Source organism: Lentzea sokolovensis (assembly GCF_033949975.1).
Taxonomy (GTDB): domain Bacteria; phylum Actinomycetota; class Actinomycetes; order Mycobacteriales; family Pseudonocardiaceae; genus Lentzea; species Lentzea sokolovensis.
On record NZ_JAXAVU010000007.1, the window covers coordinates 310,559 to 322,765 of the forward strand.

Below are 12,207 nucleotides of genomic sequence, written 5' to 3' on the forward strand. Positions count from 1 at the left end.
TCGAGATGGCACGACACATCCGGCCTCGGCCGGATCGTTCAGCGCGGGTCTCTGCTCACATGGTCATCTTCGGGGTGGCGGCCGGTGCGGCCGTCGCGTTCCAGGCGAACATCGGCGGGCCTACGTCGGCGTCATCACCGGCGCCCAACGGCGTCTGGCTGGCCGCCAGCCTGTCTGATGACAACACCGGTATAGGTGGTGACACCGCGGGGCCGAACCTGCTGTCGCTTTCTCAGCCCGGACACGACGACCTGGAGGCGCTCAAGAAGAGCCAGCGCATGGTCGAGCAGCGAGAGACAGCCGAGGCCGCCCGTCGTAAGGCCGAGTACGAGGCGGAGCAGGCGCGAAAGATCAAGGTGTTCGCGCCGACCCAGGGCACCATCACGTCGAACTACGGGCCGCGTTCGGGAGCGACACACTACGGTCTGGACATCGCCAACCGGATCGGTACACCCATTCGGTCCGTTATGGACGGTGTGGTGGTGGACGCGGGCCCGGCCAGTGGCTTCGGGCTGTGGGTCCGAATCCGGCACACGGACGGAACTATCGCTGTCTACGGCCACATCAACAGCTTTTCCGTGCGTGAGGGTCAGCGGGTGAGTGCCGGCGAGGTCATAGCGGAAGTCGGCAACCGCGGTAACTCCTCGGGACCGCACCTGCACTTCGAACTCTGGGACCAGGCCGGAAGGAAGGCGGACCCCTTGGCGTGGCTGCAGTCGTACGGTGTGTGGACTGGCTGATCCGCGACCGAGGCGGGCGTTGCTGCTCCAGCTCAAGGCGATGGCGAGAGTGCCCTCACCGCCGGAACTTACGCGCGACGTCGATCAGTGCTTCCGCCAGCTCGTCGACCTGGTCAGTGGTCGTGAAGAGCGCGGGGGTGACTCGGATGCAGTCACCAGCGGTCATCCCACCTTTGGGGACGGTGAAGATGCGATGGTTGTCCATCAGGTATCGGGCGATGGCCTCGTTGTCCTGCTTGGTCTTCCGGCCACGCACGCGGAACGCCGTGATCGCCCCGTACGTCAACGGGTCCTCGGGGGTGAGGATGTCGATGCCGTCGAGGTGGCGCGCCTGATGGACCCAGCGGTCACGCAGGTGACGAAGGCGGGCTTGCTTGTTGGCCACGCCGATGGCTTCGTGCAGCTCCAGTGCTGCTGGGAGAGTGAGAAACGGAGCGATGTCCATGGTTCCGGAATGGACCCTGGAGCGGATGCTGTCCAACGGGTGGCTCTCGTCCCGGTAGCAGGGGTCGATGTCGGGCAGGCGACCGGAGCGGATGTAGAGGAAGCCGGACCCCAGCGGCGCATGGATCCACTTGTGCAGGCAGCAGGCCACGAAGTCAGCGCCGAGGTCAGGTAGACGGAAGTCGAGCTGGCCGAAGGAATGGCCTGCGTCGACGATGGTGTCCACCGAGTGCTGCCGGCTCATCGCGACCAGTTCCGCTACGGGAGACACCAGGCCGGTCCGGTTGTTCATGTGGGTGAGCAGGAGCAACTTGACCCGAGGGTGTTCGCGGAGCTGGCGGGCGTAGTGGTCGAGGATCGCCTGCCGCGTGTGGGGTTCGGGCAGTTCGAACCTGATGACGTCAACGCCTCGGCGGTCCTTGAGCCAGTTCATCGCGTAGATGGCGCTGTGGTAGTCGAGGCTGCAGTACATCACGGCATCTCCCGGCCGGAGCCGGTTGTAGCCCGCGATGAGGTTCTGCAGCGCCTCGGTGCCGCATCGGGTGAGCGCGATCTCGTCCGGAGCCACACCGGAGACATCGGCCACTCTGGCCCGCACCCGGTCGTGCTCAGTTTGCTTGTACGAGCCTCGCAGCAGGTAGGAGTTGTCCTCGTTGAGCCGACGGCATTGCCGCTCGTATTCCCGCAGAACGGGGGCGGGCATGATGCCGTAGTAGCCGTTCTCCAGGTTCGTGAAGCCGGGATTCACCCGGAACTGCCGGGCCACCTGTCCCCAGAACCGCTCGTCGCGGGCGAGTCGCTGCGGGTCCGAACCGGGTGGTGCGACCAGGATCGGCTCACCCTCGTGTCGTGCGGCGTCGGATTTTCGCGCTGACAGGGCGGTTGCACCGGCTGTCACCAGTCCGGCGACGGCTCGGCGTCGGCTCAGGTTCATCGGACTACCCCATTCTTGGCGCGCGCATCGCGGTCTGGCTGGGTGTTGGAATGGTCCAAAGGTGGTGGCACGTGCGATAGGAGCTGCGGTCTTGTCTGGTTGGTTCGCGTGCAGTCGTCCTGATCGCGAGCCGGGGTCGACAGAAAACACCGCGGCGATGCGTGTCAGTGGTGTAGTGGCCACGCGTACAACACCTGCACGCCGTCCTCAGATCCGCCATGCACAGGCGCAGTTCAAGACCTCTCGTCCCGCAGGACGCCCTGCGTCTGACAGCCGCCGTGATCGCCGTGGCCGCTCGCGGTAGTCGACGCGATCTCATCACCGTCGCGGTCGTGCTCGTCGAGCTGCTCACGTTACGACAGACGGGCTGGCCAGCGTGTGATCGAGAGATGTACCGATCGAGTGGATCCGGCAGCGTGCGGCCTGGTGTATCTCGTCCAGACACGAGGCGGTGGGCCGACATCGTCAATCGTGGTCCGCACGGCGGAGATCGGACACCGCCCGGTCGATTCCAGGCCATGTGCGACCCACCGCAGCGGCTCTGGCGACGATGATGCCGGGGGTGACCTGTCGGGCGTCGCCGGTTGCGAGGGCCGCGTTCGCCGTGCCCGGCGCCGGCCGGTGTGGCGAGGCCTGGCCCTGGCCGCCGCCTACTGCCTCGGTCTGGGACTGCCGTTCGTGTTGCTCGCCGTGTCCGCTCGCTGAGCGGTCAACACGGCGGGCTGACTCAGGCGCCACACGCGTGCGCCGCAGGTCACCGGCGAAGCGCTGCTCCTGGTTGTCGGGGTCCCGCTGGTGACCGGCATGAGGGTGAGGCCATCGCTTGGTTGCGTGGTCCCATCTCCCGCTTCAGTACCCTCTCTGACCGTTCCTGCCGAGCAACGAAACCACCGAGGACGGCATCGTGCAGCTGGCTGCCCTGCAGACGTCACTGCCGGAACCGTTTGAAACGCTCGTCCGATCGGTGTGTCCTCACGACACTTTCCCTGGCAGGTGACGTGGCACGGACCGATACGGGCTCCGACTCGAGGGTTTCGGCGCGGTGTTGGGGCAAACCGGGCGACTTCTTGCGTTGCCAACGCAAGAAGAGCAGAGCGAGGCCACCGATCACCGCGATAATGACCACGAACAAGATTGCGCCACCGATACCGGAGTCCGCAGTGGGAGTGGCCTGACTGGCGGTGCGCTGCAGCGGCTTCGGCTGATCAACAGGAGCATCAGAGCTGGGCGTGGCGGAGGCCCCCAACACCGTGGGAGACGGCAGCGCCTGGAAGTCGACCAGGCCGGTCTTCTCCAGTTGGCTGATGTGGTCGAACACCGTGCTCATCGTCTGGTTCGCCATCGCCCGGACGAGTTCGTTCCTGGTGCCGGCACGAACCTGCGCGGCGAATCCATAAACCTTGCCATGTGCGGCACGCAGGCGGTTGGCGAAGGTCCGTTCGTACTCCTCGCCCTGCGTGGTCGTCAGTTCCTTCAACCATCCCAGTTGGTCCGAGTTGGGCTGGTTGGGCAACTCCACGCCGAGCGCCTGACCGCCGTTGCGGACCATGTCGTCGAGTGCGCTGTGGCCGTCGATCAGGTGCTTTCCTGCTTCTTGGATCTTGGGATTCTGGGACTTCTGGAGAGCCTGCTGCCCTGCGGGTAGTTCCCAGAGTCCTGCCAACCGGACCTTCGCCAGAAAGTCTCGATCGGCTGCGCCGAGCGGCCCCCACTTGGTCTCCACCACATCGTCGCCCTGCCCGCCGCTGCCCAGCGGTGCTGCCGGCAGGCTCGACGGCAGGGCAGGAGGGATGGACGGAGCGTTCGTCCCGTCATGGGCAGCCGCGCTGCCGACCGGTGTGCCGATCGTGAGGAGAAGGCTGACCGCGACCGTCATGAACCAGCGCGGCTTCGAGTCGTTCGTGCGATCGCCCATGCCGAGGCCTACGAAGCTGGTTAGTAGCCGGCTCAGCAGGCGGACCGGTCGTTATCCACTTGTTATCTGAATTCTGATCGGGTGCTCGTCGGCATCTCCGCGGATGTCGACGGCCTTCGTGACGCTGCGGCCGTCTCCCTGGGTACTATCCAAGTTAGTAGAAGATGAGTCACCGGGAGATCATGAAGATGACGGTCACCGCTCAGCCTGTTCCCGTGCCCGTCGCCCGTGCTGCCAGGCCGGTCAAGGGGTCGTTCCTGCTGCGGATGTTCCGCACCACGGACCACAAGCAGATCGGCATCCTGTATCTCGTCACCAGCTTCGCCTTCTTCCTGGCGGGCGGCGTGATGGCCCTGCTCATCCGGACCGAGCTCGCAAAGCCGGGCATGCAGTTCCTGTCCAACGAGCAGTACAACCAGCTGTTCACCATGCACGGCACGATCATGCTGCTGCTGTACGCGACGCCGATCCTGTTCGGGTTCGCGAACTTCATCCTGCCACTGCAGATCGGCTCACCGGACGTCGCGTTCCCGCGCCTGAACGCCTTCTCCTACTGGCTGTACCTGTTCGGCGGCATCATCGTCGTCTCCGGCTTCATCACGCCGGGTGGTGCCGCGGACTTCGGCTGGTTCGCCTACACGCCACTGTCGAGCGCGATTCACTCACCCGGCGTCGGTGCCGACCTGTGGATCACCGGCCTGCTGATCAGCGGCCTCGGCACGATCCTCGGCGCGGTGAACATGATCACCACGGTGGTCTGCCTGAGGGCGCCCGGCATGACGATGTTCCGGATGTCGATCTTCACTTGGAACATCCTGGTGACGAGCGTGCTGATCCTGATCGCGTTCCCGATCCTCACCGCCGCCCTGTTCGGGCTGCTGGCCGACCGGCACCTCGGCGCGCACGTGTTCGACCCGGCCAACGGCGGAGTGATCCTCTGGCAGCACCTCTTCTGGTTCTTCGGCCACCCCGAGGTCTACATCGTCGCGCTGCCGTTCTTCGGCATCGTCAGCGAGATCTTCCCGGTGTTCAGCCGCAAGCCGATCTTCGGCTACAAAGGACTGATCTTCGCGACGCTGGGCATCGCGGCGCTGTCCGTCGCCGTGTGGGCCCACCACATGTACGCGACGGGAGCCGTACTGCTGCCGTTCTTCGCCTTCATGACGTTCCTCATCGCGGTCCCGACGGGGATCAAGTTCTTCAACTGGATCGGCACCATGTGGAAGGGGCAGCTCACCTTCGAATCGCCGATGCTGTTCTCGGTCGGCTTCCTGGTGACCTTCCTGTTCGGCGGGCTGTCCGGTGTGCTGCTGGCGTCGCCGCCCATCGACTTCAACCTGTCGGACACCTATTTCGTGGTGGCGCACTTCCACTACGTGCTGTTCGGCACCATCGTTTTCGCCACGTACGCCGGCATCTACTTCTGGTTCCCGAAGATCACCGGGCGGATGCTCGACGAGAACCTCGGCAAGCTGCACTTCTGGACCACGTTCATCGGCTTCCACGCGACCTTCCTGGTCCAGCACTGGCTCGGGAACCAGGGCATGCCCCGCCGGTACGCCGACTACCTGCCCACTGATGGCTTCACCACGCTCAACACGATCTCCACGGTGGGTGCCTACCTGCTCGGCGTGTCGACGTTGCCGTTCATCTGGAACGTCTTCAGGAGTTACCGCTACGGCGAGGTGGTGAAGGTGGACGACCCGTGGGGGTTCGGGAACTCATTGGAGTGGGCTACATCCTGCCCGCCGCCGCGGCACAACTTCACCGAGCTGCCCCGGATCCGGTCGGAGCGGCCGGCGTTCGAGCTGCACTACCCGCACATGATCGAACGCATCAGGCTGGAGGCCCACGTCGGCGGCACCGCAGGGCATGACGGTCCTGCCGCACCCTCGGAGCTCGCTGCGGAGGTGGTGGATCCTGCCGACGGTCGAAGCGGAGGTTGAGCAAGGATCGAGTGGCTTCCGCCGCTACCCGGCGATGCGCCGCGCACCCATGAGGTGACCGTCACCACGGCTCGGCCGGAGGTCGACGACCTGGCCCTGGGTCGGTGCGTCGACCATCTTGTCGTCACCGACGTACATCGCCACGTGGTGGATCGCCGCTGGGTTGCCGGTACCGTCATCGTAGAAGAGCAGGTCGCCCGGCAAGAGGGCGTTGAGCGGTACAGCCATGCCCACGTCGTACTGAGCGGAAGCGACCCTGGGAAGCTGGATGCCCGCCTGCTGGTACGCCCACATCGTGAGGCCTGAGCAGTCGAATGCGGACGGACCCTCCGCTCCCCACTCGTAGGCCGCGCCGCGCTTGGACAACGCCGCCTGGAGCGCGGCGTTCGCGGACCCCGGTGGGCCGACATAGCTGCCGGTGTCCTTGACCCGCTTGAGGTCGTTGCGCACCGACGGGTCCAGCGAGCCGAGGGCGGCCCGCACCTCCTTGATCTGCCCGTCCAGGTCCCTCTGGCGCTGCTCGACCTCACCGACGAGCTTGGCTGCGGCGTTCGCGGCCTCCTGTGCGCTCTGTCGAGCGTGGTCGGCCTTCGCGACCGCGAGGCCGAGCCGTTGCAACGCCTCGTTGTTGTCGGTGGCGAGCATGTTCAGTGCGGACATGCGGTTGAGGAAGTCCTGCTGGGACTCGCTCACCAGCAGCGCCGAGAGCTGGTTGAAGCGGGCGCCCTCGAACGTCGCGGTGGTCAGAGCGTCGACCTGGCCGCGAAACCGCTCTTCTTCTTCCCTCGCCTGCTGTTCGGCCACGGTGGACCGGGCGAGCTGCTCCCGCTTGGCCTTCAGGTCACCCCGCGCCTTCAGCATGTCTTCGTTGGTCTTCGCGGCATGAGCACCCAGCTCGTTGTAGCGGGCGAGCGGGTCCGGGTCAGCCGGTTGTGCCGAGGCTGCCATGGTCGGCGCCACCGCAGTAGCCAGCACCGCGCCGGTCAGGATCGTTCGCGAAATGCGCTTGTTCCGATGCGACACCACGTCGCGCCCGTCTCCTTGATCCAGGCTGTCAGGTCCAGCGGCAGGCTACGGGCCGCGCGTCCGTTCGTCTACTAGATCGCATAGTTGCCCGGCTCGGAAGTCCAACCTGCCGTGTGCCGTGAACTGACATCGGTCGGTATCCGTATCCAACAACGGGGACTGTCCATTGATCGGGAGGAACTGCGGTGTCCAAAGGTCATGTCGTCGCCCTTGCACTGCTTCTGCTCACCGGTGCCTGCTCGGCGGGCGGCGACAGCCAGTCGCCCGAATCCGCCTCGGAACAAGCTTCGGAAACGCCGGTCGGTCCCACAGTCGGGCCGGCCAGCAGTCGTGTGCTTCCAGGTGACATCACGACGTTGCAGGTGGTCCAGGGGGCATCCATCGGTGATTTGGTGGCTGACCGAGAGGCATACACCCTCTACCGGTACGAGAAGGACGTCACGAGCCCGCCCAGGTCGAGCTGCAACGACCCCGAATGCACCCTGGTGTGGCCGCCGCTGCTGGCGCCTGTCGGCCAGTTCGATCTGAAGGGGGTGGACAAGGCGCTCGTCGGAACGATGAAGCGCGACGACGGCACGACGCAGGTAACGCTGGCCGGGAGGCCGCTCTACCGGTACGTCGACGACGAGCAGGCCGGTGATGCGAAGGGGAACGGGCTGGACGGCCAGTGGTTCGCCGTTGCACCGAGCGGTGAGAAAGCGCGCGGGTGACGGACCCGCTCCAAAACTCAAGCCGGCCATGCCTGCATCAGCAGATCTGCGTTGAGCTGCTGGCGCACCTCGAGCAGTACCAGCGCGAGCGCGAGAGCGGTCCACGCCGCGATCCGCGACATCCGTCCGAGTTGTACGTCCAGCCACCGCCGGGTCGTCATGCCCACCACGGCACGGGCGAAGACGAGCACGGCCACAGCCGCCAGAGGGAACACGATCGGGTTGTACCTGGCTGCTTCCGCGAGATCACCTGACAGCAACAGGAACGTGGCCCGCGTTCCGCCACAGAGCGGGTCCATGACACCCAGGTAGTGCAGCGGACCGTGCAGGTCCACCGGCGGCACCCCGACGATCCGCAATGCCACGGCGGCGACGCCGAAGAGTACTGCAGCCTTGGTGCACCAGGCGGCGCGATCGTGGTCCGACCAGCCAATTCGGAGGTCGCGATCGCGTGACGTCATCGTCCCCTCCGGAGTGCGTTCCGTTGATCTCGGCCTTGCCGACCGACTTACTAGTGTTGATAGTAGACGTTGTGAATGTGCGGACCAGGCGTCGACTCGACGAGGACACCGTCGTGCTCCCCAGGGTGAGCGCGTCTCCGCGTGACGGCATCGGACGCCGTTCGGTCCGCGGTCTTGGCGAAGTCCTGATCACTGTCGGGTTGGTGATACTCCTCTTCGTCGTGTACGAGGTGTACGTAACGGACCTGATATCCATGCGCAAGCAGGCCAACGCCGATGCCCAGTTGGACGCACGATGGGATGCGGACGCCAACACCGTGACCCCCGATCCGCAACGTCCCGTAAGGACGAACCTCGTGCCGGGTGAGGCGTTCGCCAAGATGTACATCCCAGCGCTCGGGCGGGACTACCAGTTCGCCGTCGTCGAGGGCACCACGCCCGCGGACCTGGAGATCGGTCCCGGCCACTACCGGGCCACGGCCGGACCGGGGGAGAAGGGCAACTTCGCGGTCGCCGGCCACCGGGTCGGCAAGGGAGCGCCGTTCAACGACCTCGACCTGCTCCAGTCCTGTGACGCCGTTGTGGTGGAGACCGAGTCGATGTGGTTTGTCTACCGCGTGCTGCCGATGACGAACGAGGAAGCGAGCTGGACCCAGGACAAGGAACGCCATCCGCGATGCGCGGGCGTCCAGCCACTCGAGCGGTCTCACGGTGCGCCGTATGCGAACACGCCTGGTCAGGAGATCGTCCGGCCGGAACAGGGAGAAGTGATCGATCCGGTGCCGAACTACCGAGGCGAGCTATCGGCGGACCAGCTGGCGAGCTTGATGACGATGACGACCTGCCACCCGAAGTTCTCGGATCGGCAGCGGCTGATCGTGCACGCCGTGCTGACTCAGTCATACCCCAAACGACCTGGTTTCCTGCCCGGCGAGCTGACCGAAGAGTGATGTGCCCACACAGCAAACACGATGTTGACAGCTGCTCCGTAGGATGTCGGCCATGAATGGCACGGCCAGCTGCTCGCACGGCGCGCGAGGACGCCTCGTGCGGCTGGCCGTCGTCCTGGCCGTGCTCGCCGGGTTGGCCCTCGTGGTGGGCGTGCAGTGCACCGACGGCATGTCGATGCCACACGGCGCGAACGCCGTCATGGCGGATGATGGTCACGAGCTCTCCGTTGAACGTCCCGTCGCGGCCGGAATGTCCGTCGCTCCGGATCAGGACACTCATGGCGACAGCGACGTGGGTGGTGCGCTCGCTGCTTGCCTGATGCTCATCGCGGCCGTGATCGCCCTCGTCGCCCGACTCGGGCTGCCTCGCGTACGCAGTTCAGCAGTAGCAGCGGCGAGGTCTGCCCGCACGGCGTTGTTCCCGGTGGTTCTGGCGCGGGCGCCAAGCCTCGAGAGGCTCTGTCTGTTGCGGATTTAGGAGAGGTCTGCCCGCACCCCGGTTCGACGCCGGGTGGCGGGCAACGTTGCGACATCGGCACTTCGTCCGGTGCGTCCTTCGGCCTTTCCCATCTCGCGTGGAGGAGCTTTCGTGAATCTTGCTGCTGTTCTGGTCACCGGACTGTTCGCCGGTGGTGTTTCCTGCGCCGCGGTGCAGGGCGGTCTGCTCACCGGATTGATCACCCGCCAGCGCGCGGCGACCGCCGAACCTGCTGCCCCTGCCCGTCGTGCCGCGGGAGGGAAGAACAACCAGGCTGCCGCAGTCGCCGAGCGGCAGAACTGGCGTGCCCAGCTCGGTGACGACCTGGCCCCGGTCGGTGGCTTCCTGGCCGGCAAACTGGTCTCGCACACGCTGCTCGGCGCGTTGCTGGGCGCACTCGGCAGCGTGGTGGAGCTGTCTGTCGGGCTCCGCACGTGGCTGCAGATCGGCGCCGGTCTGCTGATCATCGTGTTCGGGCTCGCGCAGCTCGGGGTGCCGGGCTTCCGCGGCATAGTCGTCGAACCGCCGGTGTCCTGGATGAAGATCGTGCGCACTCGCGCCCGCTCGCAGGCTGCGTTGGCGCCGGCGCTGCTCGGTTTCGCCACGGTGCTGATCCCGTGCGGTGTCACGCTGTCCGTGGAGGCGCTGGCGCTCGCGTCCGGTTCCGCGTTGTCGGGAGCGGCGACGATGGCCGTGTTCGTGCTCGGCACGGGCCCGTTGTTCGCGATCCTCGGCTACGCAGCCCGCAAAGCCGCCACCGTCTGGAAGGGCAGGTTGGCCGTCGTGACCGGCCTGGTGGTGCTGGCGATGGGTCTGTACACGCTCAACGGTGGCCTGGAACTGGCCGGGTCGCCGTTGGCGGCAAGCAGGATCGCGCAATCTTTCGGGGGGAGTGACGCCCCTGCGGACACCACTGCCGTGTCCGAAACAGGTGGGCAGCAGACCGTGGTGATCACCGCACGCTCAGGCTCCTACAGCCCCGAGAACGTTCAGGCCCGTTCCGGTGTACCGACAACACTCGTCGTCAAGTCGGAGAACGCGCAGGGCTGCGTGCGGTCGTTCGTCATCCGCGACGAGCAGAAGATCCTTCCGGTGAGGGGCGAGACGCGCATCGATCTGGGCGTGCTGCAGCCGGGACGGCTGGACTACGCCTGCGGAATGGGCATGTACACCGGTGTCATCACCATCGTCTGAGAGAGGTTCCACTGTGGCCGTCACGACCCACGTCTTCCGAGTCGAGGGCATGCACTGCGGCAGCTGTGCGCTGCTCATCGACGACGCCCTCGAAGACCTGCCCGGCGTCCAAAGCACCCAGACCGCGGTCAAGCAGGGGCGCAGCACGGTCGAGCTGGATCCGGGCCAGAGCACTCCTGAGGACGTCATCCGCGCGATCGAAGAGCTCGGCTACCAGGCATCACCGATGCCCTGACAACCCGTTGGTGTGGTGGGCGTGGCACCGCTCACCACACCAACGTTCGGCCTTTGCGGTGGCGATGACCCGCCTCGCACGGAAGCCGCTCAGCCCAGAGCGTCGAGCAGTTCTCGGCACGCCTGTGCACAACGACGACAGGACTCGGCGTACACCTGGCAGCGCTTGCACTCGTCGCCGCACGCTTTGCAGGCGCTGGTACAGGCTTCGAGGACGGCGCAGGTGAGGTTCGCGTTGTAGCCGGTGTGCCGGGACAGGACGCGCCCGGTCGTGTCGCAGATGTGCGCTTCGATGCAACGAGCCAACGCCTGCTGGTTCACCCGCCCAGGTCTACGGGTAGGTGCGGAGCATCTCGGCCGCCTGCGTCATGGTTACTGCTTCTTCACTGACGGTCGATGGCATCCGACTACCCCTGTGGAACGCATCCAACTGGCCAGATCCACCATTCTAAATAGTAGGTTCAGAGGGGCGGCCAGCCGAGCCGGGCGTAGACGCCGAGCATGTCGCTCATCAACCGCGTCCAGTCGCCGGTCATCACCGCGATGCCCATGACGATGAGCAGGGCGCCGCCGGTGATCTCGATGTGCCGGGAGTGGCGGCGCAGCCAGCCGAGCCGGTCGTTCCCTCGGAAGAACCCGAGTGCCAGCAGGAGGAACGGCAGGCCGAGGCCGGTCGAGTAGGCGAGCAGCATCAGCGCCCCGCGCGACACGGTGGCCGTGGTGGCGGCCGTGGTGAGGATCGAGGCCAATACCGGCCCGACGCAGGGTGTCCAGCCGAACGCGAAAGCCGCGCCCAGCGGAAACGCACCGGCTGGTCCGCGGCCGATCTGGGTGAGGTCGAACCGCACCTGGCGTGCCAGCAGTGGAATCCGCACGAGACCGGTGACCGTCAGTCCCATGAGGACGATCACCGCGCCACCCGCGATGTTGATCGCCCGGAGGTTCTGTGCCAGCGCCAGGCCGAGTGCCGAGGCGGTCGTGCCGAGCGCGACGAACACCGTGGAGAAGCCGAGTACGAACAGCAGCGCCGCTCGTACTGTGCGGGTGCGGGACCTCGGCTCCTCGTGGGACAGTCCGGAGATGTACGAGAGGTAGCCTGGCAGCAATGGCAGAGTGCACGGTGAGGTGAAGGAGACCACGCCGGCCACGAGTGCCAACGACGTCAGCGCGAAGAG

At 66.1% G+C, this 12,207-nt stretch carries 13 protein-coding genes; 7 read left to right on the plus strand and 6 right to left on the minus strand.

Going from position 1 to position 12,207, the window contains the following annotated elements:
- The first annotated feature begins 59 nt into the window (after positions 1 to 59).
- Positions 60 to 740, plus strand: a complete 681-nt coding sequence (locus SK854_RS13755) for a M23 family metallopeptidase (RefSeq protein WP_319975466.1) — start codon at positions 60 to 62, stop codon at positions 738 to 740.
- A gap of 55 nt (positions 741 to 795) precedes the next feature.
- On the opposite strand, the gene SK854_RS13760 is transcribed toward SK854_RS13755, so the two are convergent.
- Both SK854_RS13760 and SK854_RS13765 read right to left on the minus strand, forming a co-directional pair.
- The gene (locus SK854_RS13760) at positions 796 to 2,118 is read right to left on the minus strand and encodes an aminotransferase class V-fold PLP-dependent enzyme (RefSeq protein WP_319975467.1); all 1,323 of its coding nucleotides are present in this window, start codon (positions 2,116 to 2,118) and stop codon (positions 796 to 798) included.
- 928 nt (positions 2,119 to 3,046) lie between these two features.
- On the minus strand, positions 3,047 to 4,033 hold the full coding sequence (locus SK854_RS13765; RefSeq protein WP_319975468.1) for a DUF4142 domain-containing protein: 987 nt from the start codon (positions 4,031 to 4,033) through the stop codon (positions 3,047 to 3,049).
- A gap of 188 nt (positions 4,034 to 4,221) precedes the next feature.
- On the opposite strand from SK854_RS13765, the gene ctaD reads away from it, so the two are divergent.
- Positions 4,222 to 5,979, plus strand: a complete 1,758-nt coding sequence (gene ctaD / locus SK854_RS13770) for an aa3-type cytochrome oxidase subunit I (RefSeq protein WP_090012035.1) — start codon at positions 4,222 to 4,224, stop codon at positions 5,977 to 5,979.
- Positions 5,980 to 6,003: 24 nt separating this feature from the next.
- Here the strand turns inward: ctaD and SK854_RS13775 are convergent, their stop codons facing one another.
- Complete coding sequence (locus SK854_RS13775) at positions 6,004 to 7,005, minus strand: NlpC/P60 family protein (protein ID WP_319975469.1); 1,002 nt, start codon at positions 7,003 to 7,005, stop codon at positions 6,004 to 6,006.
- A gap of 185 nt (positions 7,006 to 7,190) precedes the next feature.
- On the opposite strand from SK854_RS13775, the gene SK854_RS13780 reads away from it, so the two are divergent.
- Positions 7,191 to 7,715 (plus strand): COG4315 family predicted lipoprotein, encoded by a 525-nt coding sequence (locus SK854_RS13780; protein ID WP_319975470.1) that lies wholly within the window; start codon positions 7,191 to 7,193, stop codon positions 7,713 to 7,715.
- Between the two features lie 17 nt (positions 7,716 to 7,732).
- On the opposite strand, the gene SK854_RS13785 is transcribed toward SK854_RS13780, so the two are convergent.
- Positions 7,733 to 8,176 (minus strand): DUF2752 domain-containing protein, encoded by a 444-nt coding sequence (locus SK854_RS13785; RefSeq protein WP_319975471.1) that lies wholly within the window; start codon positions 8,174 to 8,176, stop codon positions 7,733 to 7,735.
- Positions 8,177 to 8,253: 77 nt separating this feature from the next.
- Between SK854_RS13785 and SK854_RS13790 the strand changes: the two genes are divergently transcribed.
- The 4 genes from SK854_RS13790 to SK854_RS13805 all read left to right on the plus strand — a co-directional run bounded on the left by SK854_RS13790 (position 8,254) and on the right by SK854_RS13805 (position 11,033).
- The gene (locus SK854_RS13790) at positions 8,254 to 9,126 is read left to right on the plus strand and encodes a class E sortase (protein ID WP_319975472.1); all 873 of its coding nucleotides are present in this window, start codon (positions 8,254 to 8,256) and stop codon (positions 9,124 to 9,126) included.
- Between the two features lie 52 nt (positions 9,127 to 9,178).
- On the plus strand, positions 9,179 to 9,604 hold the full coding sequence (locus SK854_RS13795) for a hypothetical protein (protein WP_319975473.1): 426 nt from the start codon (positions 9,179 to 9,181) through the stop codon (positions 9,602 to 9,604).
- Positions 9,605 to 9,715: 111 nt separating this feature from the next.
- Positions 9,716 to 10,798, plus strand: coding sequence for a sulfite exporter TauE/SafE family protein (locus tag SK854_RS13800; protein ID WP_319975474.1), 1,083 nt, complete (start codon positions 9,716 to 9,718; stop codon positions 10,796 to 10,798).
- Positions 10,799 to 10,811: 13 nt separating this feature from the next.
- On the plus strand, positions 10,812 to 11,033 hold the full coding sequence (locus SK854_RS13805) for a heavy-metal-associated domain-containing protein (RefSeq protein ID WP_090011925.1): 222 nt from the start codon (positions 10,812 to 10,814) through the stop codon (positions 11,031 to 11,033).
- A gap of 89 nt (positions 11,034 to 11,122) precedes the next feature.
- On the opposite strand, the gene SK854_RS13810 is transcribed toward SK854_RS13805, so the two are convergent.
- Positions 11,123 to 11,353 carry a hypothetical protein gene (locus SK854_RS13810; protein WP_256335077.1) on the minus strand — a complete coding sequence of 77 codons (231 nt, stop codon included), beginning with the start codon at positions 11,351 to 11,353 and terminating at the stop codon, positions 11,123 to 11,125.
- 140 nt (positions 11,354 to 11,493) lie between these two features.
- Positions 11,494 to 12,189 (minus strand): cytochrome c biogenesis CcdA family protein, encoded by a 696-nt coding sequence (locus SK854_RS13815; RefSeq protein WP_455032261.1) that lies wholly within the window; start codon positions 12,187 to 12,189, stop codon positions 11,494 to 11,496.
- Positions 12,190 to 12,207: the final 18 nt, after the last annotated feature.